Origin of the sequence: Gillisia sp. CAL575 (genome assembly GCF_000403785.1) — a bacterium.
GTDB lineage: Bacteria > Bacteroidota > Bacteroidia > Flavobacteriales > Flavobacteriaceae > Gillisia.
The window spans coordinates 99,412-117,648 of sequence record NZ_APHJ01000025.1; the positions used below are offsets into that span (position 1 = coordinate 99,412).

At 34.6% G+C, this 18,237-nt stretch carries 19 protein-coding genes; 17 read left to right on the forward strand and 2 right to left on the reverse strand.

Going from position 1 to position 18,237, the window contains the following annotated elements; translation table 11 throughout:
• Positions 1–74 precede the first annotated feature (74 nt).
• The 17 genes from I130_RS08385 to phoU all read left to right on the forward strand — a co-directional run bounded on the left by I130_RS08385 (position 75) and on the right by phoU (position 14,150).
• Positions 75–851 carry a 3'-5' exonuclease gene (locus I130_RS08385; RefSeq protein WP_034921505.1) on the forward strand — a complete coding sequence of 259 codons (777 nt, stop codon included), beginning with the start codon at positions 75–77 and terminating at the stop codon, positions 849–851.
• Positions 852–861: 10 nt separating this feature from the next.
• Positions 862–1,476 (forward strand): fumarylacetoacetate hydrolase family protein, encoded by a 615-nt coding sequence (locus I130_RS08390; protein ID WP_034921510.1) that lies wholly within the window; start codon positions 862–864, stop codon positions 1,474–1,476.
• Positions 1,477–1,815, forward strand: coding sequence for a hypothetical protein (locus tag I130_RS08395; protein WP_034921517.1), 339 nt, complete (start codon positions 1,477–1,479; stop codon positions 1,813–1,815).
• Positions 1,815–3,065 (forward strand): competence/damage-inducible protein A, encoded by a 1,251-nt coding sequence (locus tag I130_RS08400; protein WP_034921520.1) that lies wholly within the window; start codon positions 1,815–1,817, stop codon positions 3,063–3,065. The genes I130_RS08395 and I130_RS08400 overlap by 1 nt, the downstream gene beginning before the upstream one ends.
• A gap of 158 nt (positions 3,066–3,223) precedes the next feature.
• On the forward strand, positions 3,224–3,463 hold the full coding sequence (gene rpmB / locus I130_RS08405) for a 50S ribosomal protein L28 (protein ID WP_010229300.1): 240 nt from the start codon (positions 3,224–3,226) through the stop codon (positions 3,461–3,463).
• A 25-nt stretch (positions 3,464–3,488) separates the two neighbouring features.
• Positions 3,489–3,671 carry a 50S ribosomal protein L33 gene (rpmG, locus tag I130_RS08410; RefSeq protein WP_010229301.1) on the forward strand — a complete coding sequence of 61 codons (183 nt, stop codon included), beginning with the start codon at positions 3,489–3,491 and terminating at the stop codon, positions 3,669–3,671.
• A gap of 9 nt (positions 3,672–3,680) precedes the next feature.
• Complete coding sequence (locus I130_RS16450; RefSeq protein WP_083932888.1) at positions 3,681–3,833, forward strand: DUF4295 domain-containing protein; 153 nt, start codon at positions 3,681–3,683, stop codon at positions 3,831–3,833.
• A gap of 125 nt (positions 3,834–3,958) precedes the next feature.
• Positions 3,959–4,918: a signal recognition particle-docking protein FtsY gene (gene ftsY / locus I130_RS08415; protein WP_034921524.1), complete on the forward strand. Its 960-nt coding sequence runs from the start codon at positions 3,959–3,961 to the stop codon at positions 4,916–4,918.
• Positions 4,919–4,978: 60 nt separating this feature from the next.
• Positions 4,979–6,613, forward strand: a complete 1,635-nt coding sequence (locus I130_RS08420) for an amidase family protein (RefSeq protein WP_034921532.1) — start codon at positions 4,979–4,981, stop codon at positions 6,611–6,613.
• Position 6,614: 1 nt separating this feature from the next.
• Positions 6,615–6,896, forward strand: coding sequence for a hypothetical protein (locus I130_RS08425; protein WP_034921535.1), 282 nt, complete (start codon positions 6,615–6,617; stop codon positions 6,894–6,896).
• Positions 6,897–7,008: 112 nt separating this feature from the next.
• On the forward strand, positions 7,009–8,361 hold the full coding sequence (rimO, locus tag I130_RS08430; protein ID WP_034921538.1) for a 30S ribosomal protein S12 methylthiotransferase RimO: 1,353 nt from the start codon (positions 7,009–7,011) through the stop codon (positions 8,359–8,361).
• 265 nt (positions 8,362–8,626) lie between these two features.
• A complete protein-coding gene (locus tag I130_RS08435; protein WP_034921543.1) occupies positions 8,627–9,829 on the forward strand; it encodes a porin in 1,203 nt (400 codons plus the stop codon).
• Between the two features lie 13 nt (positions 9,830–9,842).
• Positions 9,843–10,790: a PstS family phosphate ABC transporter substrate-binding protein gene (locus I130_RS08440; RefSeq protein ID WP_034921545.1), complete on the forward strand. Its 948-nt coding sequence runs from the start codon at positions 9,843–9,845 to the stop codon at positions 10,788–10,790.
• Positions 10,791–10,913: 123 nt separating this feature from the next.
• Positions 10,914–11,792, forward strand: coding sequence for a phosphate ABC transporter permease subunit PstC (gene pstC / locus I130_RS08445; protein WP_034921547.1), 879 nt, complete (start codon positions 10,914–10,916; stop codon positions 11,790–11,792).
• Entirely contained in the window at positions 11,785–12,639 is an 855-nt protein-coding gene (gene pstA, locus I130_RS08450; protein WP_034921552.1) for a phosphate ABC transporter permease PstA, read from the forward strand. Before pstC ends, pstA begins: the two co-directional genes overlap by 8 nt.
• Before the next feature lie 15 nt (positions 12,640–12,654).
• Positions 12,655–13,455: a phosphate ABC transporter ATP-binding protein PstB gene (gene pstB / locus I130_RS08455; protein WP_051119652.1), complete on the forward strand. Its 801-nt coding sequence runs from the start codon at positions 12,655–12,657 to the stop codon at positions 13,453–13,455.
• 11 nt (positions 13,456–13,466) lie between these two features.
• On the forward strand, positions 13,467–14,150 hold the full coding sequence (gene phoU / locus I130_RS08460) for a phosphate signaling complex protein PhoU (protein WP_051119653.1): 684 nt from the start codon (positions 13,467–13,469) through the stop codon (positions 14,148–14,150).
• Between the two features lie 177 nt (positions 14,151–14,327).
• Here the strand turns inward: phoU and I130_RS08465 are convergent, their stop codons facing one another.
• A complete protein-coding gene (locus tag I130_RS08465) occupies positions 14,328–15,359 on the reverse strand; it encodes a hypothetical protein (protein ID WP_034921559.1) in 1,032 nt (343 codons plus the stop codon).
• A complete protein-coding gene (locus I130_RS08470) occupies positions 15,349–18,165 on the reverse strand; it encodes a M16 family metallopeptidase (protein WP_034921562.1) in 2,817 nt (938 codons plus the stop codon). Before I130_RS08470 ends, I130_RS08465 begins: the two co-directional genes overlap by 11 nt.
• Positions 18,166–18,237 lie beyond the last annotated feature (72 nt).

An 18,237-nucleotide genomic window follows, 5' to 3' on the forward strand; every position in this document is an offset into this window, starting at 1 on the left:
CATTTTTACTGAAGGGAACTTTGAATTTTCATAACATTCAAAATATACTATCTTTACAAAAATCAACTATTTCTATGGAGTTAAAACTCACAAAACCAATTTGCTTTTTTGACCTTGAAACCACTGGAACTAATGTTGCGAAGGATCGAATTGTGGAGATTTCTATTTTAAAAGTATTTCCCAATGGGAATAAAGAAAGTAAAACCTGGTTGGTGAATCCTGAAATGGATATTCCGGCTGAGGTAATTGCTATTCACGGAATTTCTAATGAAAAAGTAGCAAACGAACCCACTTTTAACAAGTTAGCACCAAAGATCTATGATATGATTAAAGGTTGCGATTTGGGTGGTTATAATTCCAACAGGTTTGATATTCCATTACTGGCAGAAGAATTATTACGTGCAGATATAGATTTCGATATGAAAAGTCAAGCATCTGTAGATGTACAAACTATCTTCCATAAAATGGAACAAAGAACATTATCTGCGGCATATAAATTCTATTGTGATAAAGATCTTGAAGGAGCTCACGGAGCAGAAGCAGATACCAATGCAACTTATGAGGTTTTAAAATCTCAGTTAGACAAATATGAAGATTTAGAGAACGATATGTCATGGTTGTCTAAATATAGCGAAAGAAGAAAATTTGCAGATTTTGCAGGATTTATAGCCTTCGATAAAAAAGGACAAGAAGTTTTTGCCTTTGGGAAATACAAAGGAAAACATGTAGAGAAAGTCTTAGAAGAGGAACCTGGATATTTCGGATGGATCCAAAATGCCGACTTTCCATTATATACTAAGAAGATCCTAACTGGGATAAAGCTGAGAAAGCTAAATACAAAAGTGAAATAGCGGAATTTCTATGAAAATCATTTGCATTGGGAGAAATTATAGTGCCCACATTTCAGAGTTAAAGAATGAGAAGCCAACAGAACCCGTAATATTCTTAAAACCTGACACTTCCATTCTTTTAAAGAAGCAACCGTTTTTTATTCCAGACTTTAGTAACGACGTTCATTACGAAGTGGAAATTTTGGTTAAAATAAATAGGGTTGGGAAATATATTGAAGAACAATATGCTCATAAATATTACAATGAAATAGGATTGGGTATAGATTTCACTGCTAGAGACCTTCAGCAAAAATTGAAAGATAAAGGTTTGCCTTGGGAAAAGGCGAAAGGTTTTGATGGCGCTGCTGTAATAGGAGAGAAATGGATTGATAAAAATTCCTTTTCCCATCTAAATAATATTAACTTTAGCTTGCTTAAAAATAATGAACCAGTGCAAACAGGGAATACCAGTGATATGTTGTGGAAAATTGATGAAATCATTTCTTATGTCTCAAAGTATTTTACGCTAAAAATTGGGGATATTATTTTTACAGGAACTCCAGAAGGAGTTGGTAAGGTTGAGGTCAACGATGTCTTAACCGGCTTAATAGAAGAAAAGCAACTATTTTCAATACAAGTAAAATAAATGAAGAACTACAACTTAGACGACGTAATAGAAATGGCAGGTGGTGACGATGATTTTGTGAAGATAATTGTACAAACATTTTTAGAGGAAATCCCCCCGGATGTAGCTTCGATGTCTGAAGCTATTATTAGCAGTAATCCAGCATTAGCATATCAATTTGCACATAAGATGAAGCCTAATCTTCAGCTTTTTGGCTTGAATCAAATGGATAATATTTTAATAATAGAAGCTTGGTCTAAAGGAAAAGAGCGTGAAACAAATGCTCGTGATGCAGGAGAAAAAATAGCCGCTAAAGTTAGATTAGCGGAGCGAGAGTTGAAGAATGATTTTGGCCTCTAATGATTGCAGAAATAATTACAATTGGAGATGAGATTCTAATTGGTCAGATTGTAGATACAAACTCTGCGCATATTGCTCAAGAGCTTAATAAAATAGGTGTCTCTGTTCATCAAATCACATCTGTGGAAGATGAACATGAGCATATACTTACTACTCTAAAAGAGGCTTCTAAGCGCGCAGATATCATTTTGATCACTGGCGGGTTGGGTCCTACAAAAGATGATATCACCAAGAAGGTTTTATGTGAATTTTTTGAAGATTCACTCGTGAGAAATGATGAGGTTCTAAAGCACATAGAATCTATTTTTGCTAAATATATTACTACTCCTATTTCAGATCTTAACAGGGAACAAGCACTTATGCCTTCAAAAGCAATTGCGCTACACAACGAATATGGAACAGCTCCTGGCTTATGGATGAAAAAAGATGAAAAGGTTTATATCTCAATGCCTGGTGTGCCTTTCGAAATGAAATCTTTGATGGAGCGCGAAGTCTTACCAAGAATAATTAAAGAATTTAAGAGACCCTTTATCTATCATAAGACTATTAGAACTTATGGATTAGGGGAAAGTGCTATAGCCCAACGAATAGAAGATTGGGAGAATAATTTGCCAGTTCATATTAAGCTCGCTTATTTACCCAGTTTTGGTACCGTTAGATTAAGGCTTTCAGGAAAAGGACCTAATGAGGAGGATCTTAGATCTTCTATCGAAAAAGAATTTGAAAAGATCTATCCGATCTTGCACGATATAATTTCTGATGTAAATGGAGAAAATGAGGATATCAGCATCACAATCAGGGAATTATTAAACGCTAAGAATCAATTTTTATCTCTTGCAGAAAGCTGTACAGGAGGGGAATTGGCAACAAAATTTACTGTGAATCCTGGAGCATCTACCTTTTTTAGAGGTGGAATTGTGACCTATGCGACCGATACCAAAGAGGATATTTTAAATATTTCTCATAAAATTATAGAAAAAAACACTGTAGTAAGTGCAGAGGTAGCAGAGGAAATGGCTAGGAATTCTAGGCTAATTTTTAAATCGGACTATGCAATTGCAACTACTGGAAATGCCGGACCAGACAAAGGGGATAGTGATGCCGAGGTAGGAACGGTGTTTATTGGGATCGCTACTCCCAAGAAGGTGTATTCAGAAAAATTCAAACTTGGAAGAAGTAGGGAGCAAGTGGTTAAGAAAGCAGTGAATAAGGCACTGGAATTATTGCTAAAAGAGCTGCTTTTAAAATAATATTTACTTCAGAAGTATTTGATATCAAAACAACTAGAATGTATCAAGATGATAAACAGTAAATAAGCTATAAAAAATTTTATTTTTATGTTGGCAGTTGCGTAAAAAAATCGTTAATTTGCAGCCTGTTTTGAAATAACAAGATAAAGATTAGAGCAATGTCTAGAGTTTGTGAACTTACTGGTAAAAAAGCAATGGTTGGGAACAATGTTTCTCACGCCATGAATAAAACTAAACGTAAATTTAATATTAATTTATTAAAAAAACGTTTTTATATTCCTGAAGAAGATAAGTGGGTAACCCTAAAAATATCTGCTTCTGCATTAAAGAACATCAATAAAAAAGGGATCTCTGCTGTCATGAAGGAAGCTAGAGAAAAAGGATTTTTAAACAAATAATCCTAAACCATAAAGACACGGAAAAATGGCAAAGAAAGGCAATAGAATACAGGTTATCTTAGAATGTACAGAACACAAAGAATCCGGTAAACCGGGTACTTCTAGATATATATCAACAAAAAACAAAAAGAACACGCCAGATAGATTGGAGTTAAAGAAATTTAACCCAATTCTTAAGAAAATGACGGTTCATAAAGAAATTAAATAAGTATAAGTCATGGCAAAAAAATCAGTAGCATCGTTACAAACTGGATCTAAGAGATTATCTAAAGCCATTAAAATGGTGAAATCTCCAAAAACTGGCTCTTATACTTTTGTTGAAAGTATAATGGCACCAGAACAAGTAAATGACTTTTTGGCTAAAAAATAAGTCATTTTAAAATATTTTAAAAGCCGTCCCGAGCCATCTGGACGGCTTTTTCTTTTTGTGTATATTTACGCATGAATTTATGCTGATTCTTGGTTTAATTTCAGCAAGAAAACCATCCAATAGAAATGAGTTTATTTAAAAAAATATTTTCCAAAGAGAAAAAGGAAACCCTAGATAAAGGATTAGAGAAATCTAAAACCACCTTTCTTTCTAAAATGAGTAAAGCGGTTGCTGGTAAATCTACCGTAGACGAGGATGTTTTAGATGATCTAGAAGATGTGTTGGTGAGCAGTGATGTTGGAGTTGCAACAACTATCAAGATAATTAAGAGAATAGAAGAGCGTGTAGAGCGTGATAAATATTTAGGCACAGCCGAGCTTAATGGAATTCTAAGAGAAGAAATTGCTGGTTTGTTATCTGAAACAGAAACAGGTTCTGGAAATGGATTCGATTTCGATAATTCAAGTAAACCATATGTAATTATGGTAGTTGGTGTGAATGGAGTAGGGAAAACTACAACTATTGGGAAACTAGCTCACCAATTTAAAAAGGACGGTAAAAAAGTTCTTTTAGGGGCAGCAGATACTTTTAGAGCTGCTGCTATAGATCAACTTCAAGTTTGGGCAGATAGAACAGGAGTACCTATTGTAAAACAACAAATGGGGAGTGATCCTGCATCTGTTGCTTTTGATGCTGTGGAGGCTGCAGTGAAGCAGGATGTAGATGTGGTAATTATTGATACTGCTGGAAGATTGCATAACAAAGTGAATTTAATGAACGAGCTTACCAAAGTAAAACGGGTAATGCAAAAAGTTATTCCTAACGCACCTCATGAGGTATTGTTGGTTTTGGATGGCTCTACGGGTCAGAACGCTTTTGAACAGGCTAAACAGTTTACAGCGGCAACAGAAGTAACTTCACTTGCAGTTACTAAATTGGACGGAACTGCTAAAGGTGGAGTGGTGATCGGGATTAGCGATCAATTTAAAATACCGGTTAAATATATTGGAGTTGGAGAAGGATTGGAAGATCTTCAAGTATTTAATAAATTTGAATTTGTAGATTCGTTTTTCAAAAAACAGTAGCTCTATATTTTTTTTTGATTTCTGTTTAAGAATGTTGAACACATAATATTTTTATATCATATGAAACAGTTATTATTCTCCCTCTCCTTATTATTAGTTATTGCTTGTAAGGAAGAATCGAAAGAAATGAAATCGGAACCAATTGTTCAGGACACCACAAAAGTTGCCGATTTTAGGGAATTCAAAGTTTTAGATTCAAAATATATCAAATCAGATTCTATCTGGGCACCATTCAATAAAGAATTAGAAGCTTTTTCAGATGATCGCTATTCAGAATTATTACCACTTATATTAGATCAGGACATTCCTAGTCTTCAGAAGGCGATCACTGCAAATACTTTTAGTTACGAAGAATTAGTGTTGTTCTATTTAACACGTATTCAGAAATATGACAGAAATAATGAGCTAAGTTTAAATTCGGTAATCTCATTAAATCCGAATATCCTACAAGAAGCTCGTGATAAGGATCAAGGGTTAAAGAATAAAATGTTGAAACACCCGATCTTCGGAATTCCCGTTCTACTAAAAGATAATATTAATACGGCAAATATGCCTACTACGGCAGGTGCTGTTGCTTTAACCAAAAACACCACTGAAGATGCTTTTATCGTAAAGCGATTAAAAGAAAATGGAGCCATTATCTTGGGTAAAGCTAATTTAAGTGAATGGGCCTATTTCTTTTGTGGAGACTGTCCTAGCGGATATTCTGCAGTTGGAGGTCAAACATTAAATCCTTACGGAAGAAAAATTTTAGATACAGGTGGATCTAGTTCTGGAAGTGCGGTTTCTATAGCGGCAAATTTTGCACCAGTTGCGGTAGGATCTGAGACTGCTGGTTCAATTTTATCCCCTGCAAGTCAGAATTCTTTGGTGGGTCTAAAACCAACAATTGGAGTTTTAAGTAGAGGTGGGATCGTTCCAATTTCCAGTTATTTGGATACTCCAGGACCTATCACTAAAAATGTAATAGATAATGCGATCTTGTTTTCTGCTATGTCTGGTAGAGATCCTCAAGATCCTGCATCTGTAGCAAACAAAAATAACACTTCAAATTATTATGAAAGTTTAGCTGATGTTTCTTTAAAAGGAAAACGATTTGGCGCTTTAAAATCTTTGATGGAAGATACTTTATATGTTGCAGCCATTAATGATCTTAAATCGGCTGGAGCAGAAATAATTGAGTTTGAGGGAGAAGATCTAGATCTTCCAAATTTTACTCGTTTTCTTAATTTAGAGATGAAAAGAGATCTTCCTGTATATTTCAAAAAACACGGAAATAAGGACATATCCTTCAAGTCTGTGCAGGATGTGGTTGCTTATAATAATTCAGATTCTTTGATGCGTTCACCTTATGGGCAGAAATTATTTGATGGAATAGTGGCCGATTCTGCAACTGCTAAAGAATTTGCAGCTATTCAGGATACGCTAACTACGAATGGGAAACGTTTTTTTGAGGTTCCTATGAAAGCTCATAATTTAGACGGAATTCTTTCCATAAATAATTATCATGCAGGATTTGCTGCAGTTGCCAAATATCCAGCCATTACAGTTCCTATGGGATATGCAGAAAATAACGCTCCAAAAGGCTTAACGTTTATTGGCAGACCTTATCAAGAAGCTGCTCTATATAGCTGGGCTTTAGCTTACGAAAAAGCCTCAAAGAAAAGAGTTTCACCTTCAAATTATAAAAACTAGAATGCCTAAAACCAATTTTAAGGCAATTATTAGTAAGATCATCGTGTTTTACAGCGTGTTTTATGTAATAATGAAGCTAATAGCTATACTTTTTGAAGATGCATGGATACTTCCAAATCTAATTTTAGCTTTGCCTTTTTTGCTTTTCGCTACAATTGGTGGTTTACTTATGAAAAAAGAAAAATTTTCTTGGATCTATGTGGTCATTGGCGTTTTGGTAATAAGCGCAATTAGGTATTACGAAGCAAGATGGGTGGTTACTTTGCATGAATATTTTACTTAATTTACAGAAAATCCTTAATCTTCTTTTAATCGATTTTTAGGTTGTATCTTTGCAGCCGTTTTCCGCTAGCACTATTTTTGTAATAGGCGGGAATTCAAAAAGGTATTAGGTTATGAGAACAAAGTCCAGAAGAAAGAACAAAATTAATGTAGTCACACTTGGTTGTAGTAAGAATGTTTACGACAGTGAGGTATTAATGGGGCAACTGAAAGCAAACGACAAGGATGTTGTTCATGAAGAAGAAGGAAATATTGTTGTAATCAATACTTGTGGATTTATAGATAATGCCAAGGAGGAGTCTGTAAACACAATTCTAGAATATGTTGCAAAAAAGCAAGAAGGAGAAGTAGATAAGGTTTTTGTAACAGGATGTTTAAGTGAAAGGTACAAACCAGATCTACAGAAAGAAATTCCAGATGTTGATCAATATTTTGGAACTACAGAATTACCGGAATTATTAGCAGCTCTAGAAGCAGATTATAAACACGAACTTTTAGGAGAGCGTTTAACTACAACCCCTAAAAATTACGCATATTTAAAGATTGCAGAAGGTTGTGATAGACCTTGTTCTTTTTGTGCAATACCTTTAATGCGTGGAAAACATAGATCTACTCCCATAGAACAATTGGTGAAAGAAGCTAAAAGTTTAGCGGCTAATGGCGTTAAAGAATTGGTTTTAATTGCACAAGATCTTACTTATTACGGGTTGGATATTTATAAGAAAAGAAATCTTGCAGAGTTATTAGAGAATCTTGTACAGGTAGAGGGAATAGAATGGATCAGGTTGCATTATGCATTTCCAACAGGATTCCCAATGGATGTGTTGGAGGTAATGAATAGAGAGCCGAAGATCTGTAATTATTTAGATATCCCGCTTCAGCATATTTCAGATTCTATTTTGAAATCTATGCGAAGAGGAACTACGGAAGCAAAAACAACTAAACTTTTACAAGAGTTTAGAAAAGCTGTTCCAAATATGACGATTAGAACTACTTTAATTGTTGGATATCCTGGAGAGACTGAAGAGGATTATCAAACTTTGAAGAATTGGGTGATCAAGATGCGCTTTGAACGTCTAGGTTGTTTTACGTATTCTCATGAAGAAAATACGCATGCATTTAATCTAGTAGATGATGTTCCGCAGGAAGTGAAACAACAGCGAGCTAATGAGATCATGGAAATTCAATCTCAGATCTCATGGGAATTAAATCAGAATAAAATTGGAGAAACCTTTAAAGTGATCATCGATAGAAAAGACGGGAATCATTTTATTGGGAGAACCGAATTTGATTCGCCAGATGTAGATAACGAAGTGCTAATAGACGCAACAGAGATTTACTTAAAAACAGGTGAATTCTATGATGTGAAAATTCATGAAGCAGCAGATTTTGATCTTTATGGAATTCCGGTTAATGCAGATGTTTCTAAACCTGTTAGAAAAGAATTAAAAATTAGAACCTCCTAGATAATTGCAGTTGGTTACAAAAAGGTAATCATTGCTTAATCTTAAGGTCACTTTATATCGCAAAAAAACTATAATATTTGAATAGCCTTTTAATTAAGGCTGTTTCATATAATCTTTAGTTTTTGTCGACATCGATTTGTGAAGAAGCCGTCTCAAAAGGACGGCTTTTCTTATTAATTTTTGTTTTTTGACTAAATCGTAACTTGCAAGTAACATTAACTTAACATTAGAGTCGCACATTTGCACCGACAAAAACAAACAGATAATGAAATTAAAGTGGACTATGTTACTTGCTTTCGGACTGGTAACATCCTATTTTGCCAATGCGCAGGATATTACAAATAACAAATTTGGTAAAGGTTTGGTAAACGTAGTGGCAAAAGATAGCTCGTATAGCTTAAAATTTGCAGCTCGTTTTCAATCTTTATATACTGGTTCCTGGGATTTTCCTAATAACGATAATTTGGAAAATGGCGAAGGACAATTATTAATTAGAAGAGCTAGATTGAAATTTGAAGGTTTTGCATATTCTCCAAAATTAACTTACAAGATTGAATTAGGCTTGTCTAACAGAGATATAAGCGGAGGTTCGGAATTTACGAGCAACTCGCCTAGATATATCTTAGATGCCGTTTTAAAATGGAACTTCTACGAAAATTTCGAATTATGGGTTGGACAAACTAAACTTCCTGGTAACAGAGAACGAGTTATTTCTTCAGCAAATCTACAAACCGTAGATCGTTCTTTAGTAAATAGTGAATTTAATGTAGATCGAGAAATGGGTTTCCAGTTACACCACCATTTTGGATTGGGTGAAAAGTTGATCATTAAAGAAGCCTTTGCTTTTTCTCAAGGAGAAGGTAGAAACGTAACTACTGGAAATCTTGGAGGATATCAGTATACAGGTAGATTAGAGGTTCTTCCTTTTGGAGATTTCGATGATTATTCTGGCGCAGATTTAAAAAGAGAGCAAACTCCAAAATTAGCTTTAGGAGTAAGTTATGATCATAATAGCAATGCTGTAAAAACTCGTTCAAATAGTGGGAGTTATATGACCACTGATACTGGTTTTTTTGAAACAGATATAAATACATTCTTTATAGATGGGATTTTCAAATATCAGGGATTCTCTGCAATGGCAGAATATGCTAAAAGAACTGCAGACAATGAAATTGCTGTGAATTCTGATGGTACTACAACTGGTAAAGTGGTAGAAGTAGGAGACGGGATAAATATGCAAGCTGGATATTTGTTTAAAAACAATTTTGAAGTTGTTGGTAGATATACGCAGGTTGCTTTAGATGAAGCTTTAACGGGTGAGGGTATAGAGAATCAATATACCTTTGGTGTTTCAAAATATATTGTTGGACATAAATTAAAAGTTCAAACAGATGTAAGTTGGAACGATTACGAGAACAACTTAGACAATAGCTTAGCATATAGATTACAAATAGACATTCATTTTTAAAAATAATTAAACCATGAAAAAAGTATTATTAATTGCAATTTTATCTTTCGCTGTTATTTCTTGCGGAAATAATAAAGGTCAGAATAACGAGAATGGGGAAGCAGGATCTGGAACGATATCTATAGATGGTTCTAGTACAGTATATCCTATTACTGAAGCTGTTGCTGAAGAGTTTAGAGCAGTACAGCCTAAAGTAGATGTTACTATTGGAGTTTCAGGAACTGGAGGAGGTTTTCAAAAATTTGGAAGAGGAGAGATCAACATTTCAGATGCTTCTAGACCAATTAAAGCTGAAGAAGCTGCAGTTGCTAAAGAAAATAACATTACTTACGTAGAATTGGAAGTTGCCTATGATGGACTTGCAGTTGTTATTAATCCAGAAAATGATTGGGCTACTTCTTTTACAGTAGAAGAATTAAAAATGATCTGGGAACCTGCAGCGCAAGGGAAGATCAAAAAATGGAATCAAATAAATCCAGCATGGCCAAATGAAGAAATTCATTTATTCGGACCTGGTGTTGCCTCTGGAACTTTCGATTATTTTACAGAAGCTATTGTTGGTAAAAGTGGATCTAGTAGAGGAGACTTTACTGCTAGTGAAGATGATAATGTATTAGTACAAGGAGTTGCTGGAGATAAATACGGGTTAGGATTTTTTGGATTGGCTTATTTCGAGGCAAATCAGGACAAATTAGCATTAGCTTCAGTAGATGGAGGCAATGGTCCAGTGAAACCATCCACAGAAACTGTGAAAAACGGAACTTATTCTCCTTTATCTAGACCTTTATACATCTATGTAAATAGTTCTTCTTTAAAAGATAAGCAGGTTATAGATTTCGTGGAGTTTTATTTAGATGAAGCTGGAGCATTGGCAAAAGATGTGGGATATATTTCTATGACCAAAGAAGAATATGCCGTTCAAAAAGAAAAATTCAATAAGTTTGTAAAAGAAAATCAATAGTCAGATATTGAAATGATTACAATATTGGAAAAAGTATAATTTTACTGAAGACTGAAATACCTGCCCAAATTGTGGGCGGGTTTTCAGTTTATTTAACCTTTTACACTAATTTATATTTTATAAATGCGAAAACTTAAGGAATTAGTAATTGAAAGGGGCCTATTATTAAGTGCTCTTATTACTATTGCCGTGACAGTTGGAATTGTTTTAGTGCTTTCTATTGAGGCCATAAATTTTTTCAGTGAAGTTTCGATAATAGACTTTATAACAGATCCAGAATGGACTCCGTTATTTTCTGATAAACATTTTGGGATCCTGCCTTTACTGTCTGGTACCCTTTTAACTTCGTTTATCGCAATTGCATTTGCAGTACCTGTAGGACTATCCATTAGTATCTATCTTAGTGAATATGCACCAAAAAGTTTTAGAAGAACTATAAAGCCTCTTTTAGAACTACTTGCTGCAGTACCTACTGTAGTTTATGGATTCTTTGCTTTAATGGTAGTAACTCCGTTCTTACAGTCTTTTATACCTGGAATGTCCAGTTTTAACTCTTTATCTGCTGGTTTGGTTATGGGGATCATGATTATTCCTTATATCTCTTCCTTGAGTGAAGATGCGCTTCATGCGGTTCCAAACTCTTTAAGGGAGGCCGCCTATGGAATGGGATCTACAAGATTGCAAAATTCATTTAAAGTGATGGTTCCAGCAGCCTCGTCTGGAATAATAGTTTCTATAATTTTGGCAATATCGAGAGCCATTGGGGAAACTATGATCGTTGCTATTGCAGCAGGACAACAACCAAGATTAACTTTTGACCCAACAGTACCCGTAGAAACAATTACAGCATATATCGTTCAGGTGAGTTTAGGGGATGTGCAACATGATTCATTGGAGTACAAAACTATTTTTGCAGCTGGGATCACCTTGTTCGTATTTACCTTCTTGCTAAATACGATTAGTTATAGAATCAGAAAAAAATTCCAGGAGAAATATGAATAATATTAGAAAGAACAGACTGAAGGATCAGGCTTTCAAAATATGGGGAATTTTCTGTACGTTGTTAGGTCTTGTTTTGCTTGCAGTCTTTATTGGAAATATTCTCGTAGATGGAATTATGAGAATAGATTGGGAATTTGTGATGAATCTTCCATCTAGAAAGCCCGAAAAAGCTGGTATTTATACTGCCTTAATGGGAAGTATTTGGGTGCTATTACTTACTACCTTAATCGCATTACCAGTTGGTATCGCAGCGGCTATATATTTAGAAGAGTATTCTAAAAAGAATAGATTATCTACTATCTTAGAAGTTAATATTTCTAACCTTGCTGGAGTACCATCTATTATTTATGGATTGTTAGGATTGGAAGTGTTTGTAAGGATCTTAGAAATGGGAGCAAGCGTATTGGCTGGGAGTTTTACTTTAGCATTGCTAATTTTGCCTATAGTCATCGTTTCTACTCGAGAAGCATTAAAAGCAGTGCCTAAATCTATTAGGGATGCTTCTTTTGCAATGGGAGCTTCAAAATGGCAAACTGTGTATCATCAATTATTACCGGCTTCTTTTGGAGGAATTTTAACAGGGATTATTTTAGCTTTATCTAGAGCGGTAGGAGAAACTGCACCATTAATTGTAATTGGAGCATTAGCATATGTACCATTTGCGCCTTCCTCACCAATGGATGAGTTCTCGGTATTACCAATTCAAATATTTAACTGGATCACGCGTCCGCAGCACGGATTTGTGGAGAATGCGGCCGCAGCTATAATTATTTTATTGTTGATTACTTTTGTAATGAACGGGATTGCAGTTTATTTCAGAAATAAATGGCAGAAAAAATTTAAATAACAGAAGTGTTATACTATGAGTAAAGATAAAAAGGAAAGCGTGATAGAAAGTAGCATTAAACGTAAGTATAAGTTACAAGCGAATGATGTAAAAGTGTGGTACGATGATTTCATGGCTATCAAAGGGATTAGCATGGATATTAAGCCCAACAAGGTGACTGCTTTTATTGGACCTTCGGGTTGTGGGAAGTCTACATTTTTAAGATTATTCAATAGAATGAACGATTATGTAGATGGTTTTAAGATGGAAGGTGAGATCAATATAGATGGTAGTAATATCAATGATAAGGATATAAACGTGGAATTGCTTAGAAAGCAAGTGGGGATGGTATTTCAAAAACCAAATCCATTTCCTAAATCTATTTTTGAAAATGTAGCCTACGGATTAAAGATCCAAGGACTAAAGGATAAAGCATTTTTGGAGGAACGTGTGGAAAGCTCTTTGAAACAAGTGGCACTTTGGGATGAGGTAAAGGACGATCTTAATAAATCGGCATTAGCGCTTTCTGGTGGGCAACAACAACGTTTATGTATTGCTAGAACCTTGGCAGTAGAACCATCTATTATACTAATGGATGAGCCAACTTCAGCTTTAGACCCTATTTCCACGGCTAAAATTGAAGAACTTATTTATAAATTAAAAGACAAGTATACTATTGTGATTGTTACGCATAACATGCAACAAGCAAGTAGAATTAGTGATAATACGGCATTTTTCTATCTAGGAGAACTAATAGAATACGATAAGACCAACAAAATCTTCACTAATCCTGAAAAAGAACAAACCGAAAATTACATTACAGGTCGTTTCGGATAAACTTAAACATTATGATGAATTTAGAAGATCACAGGGAAATTTTGAATCAGTCAGGTTTGGAAATGTTCCAACTGGTTAGAAAACAATTTATAAAATCTAAAGAGGCATTTCTTAATCACGATAATGATCTTGCAGAAGAAGTTTTGCATACAGAAAACCGAGTAAATGGAATGGATCTTAAGTTAGATAGAGAATGTGAGCGTTTTATAGCTTTGCATAATCCTGTAGCTGGCGATTTACGTTTTGTTTTGGCCTTAAGAAAGATCAATTTCGATTTGGAGCGTATAGGAGATCATGCTTATGGGATTTCTAGTTACATCGTAGAGGTAGATACTCCTGTGGATAAAGAAGTATTGGCAAAATTAGACTTTGAGGAAATGTATAAGGCAGCTTTGTCTATGCTAGATGATATTAGAGATGCTTATACAACAGGAAATGCTAAAAAGGCTAGAAAGGTATTTAAAAAAGATAAGATCCTTAATAAGATTAATTTAAACTCTTTTGGTGTTATTTCTGAGGAAGTACGAAAAGATCCTAATATGATCGAGCAGTATTTATTGCTGTTTTCTGTAATAAAGAAAATTGAGAGGGTAGGGGATTTAATCACCAATATTGGGGAAGAGATTATATTTTACCTTGAAGCAGAAGTATTAAAGCACAGAAAGAAAAAAGGTCCATCTAAGCCAAATAAATAAGAGTGTACCAATCCTTTAGGGGTTCAGCAGGCACTTGATAATTTCGTCATGCTGAACTTCTTTCAGAGTCTTCTCCCGATTTATTGGGATGCTGAAACAAGTTCAGCATGACGAAAACTTTTAATGCAACTAGTTAAATGTAATATCTAACAAAGCTAAGTACAATTAGATAAAAGTTTATAAATATTGAGAATGCAGCCTTAAGTAATACTTAATGGCTGCATTTTTATTTTTAAGCAATTGCATATCGCATATCAACTGCTTTCTGGAATATTTTTCAGGTTGAAAAAGTGAAGTTTCCGAAGTTTGTAATTTTTTAAACTGATCTAGACATACATATACACGAGAAAGTCCAAAAATTATGATCCTTGTAAATTCTTGAAGCTGTTTTTCTGGATAATTACATTTAGATAATAAGCTTATAGTTTTCTGCAACTCTGTAGAGAATGAATTGCGTAATTGGTGAATGGAATTTGTGTTGGTAGCAAGTGTTTCTATCTTTTGTTGTACATCCTCCCAAATATCAAAAATATCGTTCCCCATTTGCATCAGGCCGCCTAAGTGATAGATCATTTTTTTTTCCTCTATCTCTAATCTGTTATTCAAACACAATCTATAGAACAAAAAGGAATGTCCTCCTTTGAGAAAAGTGAGTTCTTTGATCTTTTTTTCTGAAAGATCTTTGTTAAGTTGAAGCTCACTTTCTGCTTGTGTATTAAAAACTGCCTTAGCTTGTTGTTTTAGGGCTTGCGGGTTTTCTGAAGATCGCAGGCCTTTTATATAGCAATGCTTTAATAGGGCTTCGTAGCTGTTTTTAGGTTCTAATTTTTCAGGATCAATTATAAAATCTTTCAGATGCATCACTTCTTTGTCCTGTTCATCAAAGAGATCATCGAGTAAGCCTGATATTCCACCTAAGTAAGTGATAGTTTTTCGTTCTGCTAAATCCAAAGGAGAGCCTCTTAAAATACCAAATGCATAACCCAAAATTGCTGGTACTCCTAAAGCGTAATACTTAGTGAACTTATTAAAATCATCTTTTTTAAGGCTGCCGTCATTAGTGTTTTGGAAAGATTGAAGCTCTGGAAGTACATTTTTATTTAGATGCTTTTTTTGCTCCCTAACATTTTGGAACAAAAAAAATGCAACTGAAGGAAGTTTCAAAATCCCGACAGTTGCATTTATAAATGAATTTCGATTATTTTTCATTCAAAAGAATTGGCTCCCCGAATTCGAGTTGCTTTAATTTTTCTAATTGTGTTTCAGCATCACCAACAATTAGATAATACATTTTAAAAGGGTTTACATATTCCCCAGCTAATGCTTGTAAGTCTATCAAACTCATTCCTTTTACAATAACTTCTTGTTGCTTAATAAAATCATCCTTATAATTAAAGTTTGCAATATCACTAAGCATATTCAATTTTGCTCCTAAAGTTTCAAACTTTCTCGCATTGCTTTTAATCATAAAACTCTGGGTTACATCAAGGTCTTCTGGTTGCAGGCTTTCAGAATAATTTATTAGCAGCTGTTTTATCAATGCTACCGCTTCAAAAGTAATATTAGAACGAACACCACTAGAGATCTCGAAAGGTCCAACTAAATTACTACCATTAAATCTAGATCTTATTCCATAAGTATAGCCCTTACCTTCTCTTAGTTCCTGAGTAAGCTGAGATGCAAATCCTCCGCCACCAAGTCTATAATTCATAACTTCTGCTTTATAGAAATCCTCATCTGTAGCTTTTAAAGCTGGAGCTCCAATTTTAATAATAGACTGCTTTGCTCCGGGAACATCATAAAAATAAACCTGAGAATTTTCTGGAGCAACAGGAGTAGGGAAGCTTGGAATTTTTACCGACACCGGTTTCCAATTTGCTGAAATCGCTTTTAAGGATTTATTAGCCATTTTTTGATCCAGATCTCCCACAGCCAAGAACTTAGCTCTCATTGGAGAAAGATTGTTTTTGTAATAGGTTTTAAGATCTGTTAGGGCAATCGCCTCCACAGATTTTGAAGTTCCTAAAATATTCCTGGAAAGAATATGATCTTTACCATAGATCAGTTTTTTAAATTCAATTTCAGCTATACTGTTAGGATTCGCTTGTTGTTGCTGTAACTGACTAATAACTTGCTGTTTTGCTAATTTAAATTCGGTTTCATCCCATCTTGGTTCTAATAGAATTTCTTCCATTAGTTTCATGGTTTCCCCAAAATTGCGAGTCAAACTACTTCCAGAAAGGATGATCTTTTCATCCTCTGCATTTATATAGATCTTAGAGCCTAGTAATTCTATTGCTTCTTCCAGCTCTTGAGGAGTTTTCTTTGCGGTTCCTTTAGTTAGTAGCGTAGCTAATAAATTAGAAACCCCAGTTTTATTTGGTTTTTCCAGCAACAATCCGCCTTCCATTTCTAAACTGAATTGAATAATTGGAACTTCTTGAGAAGTTATTCCCGAAACACTTAAGCCAGAAGGTAAATTGAATTTCCATATTTCTGGAACTACGATTTCTGGATTTCCCCAGTAAGGAGGTTCGGAACTTCTATCAAAACTACTTGGGGTTTTTTCGTAGGAAACATTGGTAGTAGAATCAAATTCTTCCTCAGCTCCTTCAACTATTTTTTCTTCTGCTACGCTTGCTAGAACTGCATTTTCTAAAGCCAGTTCTTTCTGAGCTTTCGGCACAAAACTAGTAGCAACATATGGTTTATCCTTAATGTATGTATTATACACTCGCATAACATCTTCCGCGGAAACATTTAAAATTTTATCTACATTTTTATTGATCTCGTTGGGATCATTTGCGAAGATCTGATATTGTGCTAATTGAAAACCTTTCCCTAAAACGCTAGAAATACCATTATAAAAATCGGTTTCTTGTCCGGCTTTAATTCTTTTTAGATCTTTTTCTGAAATTCCCTTCTTTTCAAAGTCTTCAAAGGTTTCATTTATGGCTTTCTGAACTTCATCCAGATCTTTACCATCATAAGCTCTTACCTGAAGCATTAATTGCCCTGCAAGTTCAGAGGTGTAATCAAACATACTAACCCTGTCTGTAAGCTCTTTTTCTAACACCAACTTTTTATAAAGAGGCGCATTTTTACCATCTGCAAGATATTTGGTTAAGATCTCTAAAGCATAGGAATCTTCATGATACGAATATTGAGAAGGCCACGTAAGGGTTAGTTCGGGAAGATTTGCAAAATTATCTTCGTAGTAAAGACTTTTGCTCTCTTTTAAATTAGCAGGTCTTTTATCTTGTCTTGCGATATCTTTTCCTGCCGGAATCTCATCAAAATATTTATGGACCCATTCTTTTGCTTGTTCCTTATCAAAATTCCCTGCAATAGTTAAGGTAACATTGTTGGGAACATACCATTTATTATAAAAGTCTTTGACATCTTGTAAGGTTGCATTTTGCAAATCTTCTAAAGAACCTATTACTTGCCAGTGGTAAGGATGATTTTTAGGATAAAGATTTTGATCTATTACGGCAAAAGTATGGCCGTAAGGATTATTATCTACCCCTTGTCTTTTTTCATTCTTCACCACTTGCTTTTCCTTAGCTAATACTGGTTCTGTCACAGTATTAATAAAGTAACCTAATTTATCTGCTTCTGCCCAGATCATTTTTTCAAGAGCATCGCTAGGCACTGTTTGGAAATAGTTAGTTCTATCTCTGCTTGTAGATCCATTAGCTCCAGAGCCACCAATTCGCGCACTCATTTTATCTAAACCACCCTTTCCTAAATTTTCAGATTCTAAAAATAATAGGTGTTCAAAAAGGTGTGCAAAGCCCGTTCTTCCTTCTATTTCTCTAGCAGACCCAACATGACTGGTAAGTGCAACTGCCACCACAGGATCTGAAGTGTCTTGGTGCAGGATCACGCGTAAGCCATTTTGTAAAGTAAAGGTTTCAAAATTTACATTGATTCCGCTTCCTTTTTCTTGAGCTAGTATTGAAAATGGTATCGCTAAGAAAAGGAGTAATAGTGCTGAAAAAGTATTCTTCATATTTTTATTTTAAGTTTTTTCTAAATTTTTCTATGTTCCTGATTTTTGCGAATAATTACTTCAGACTAGTAT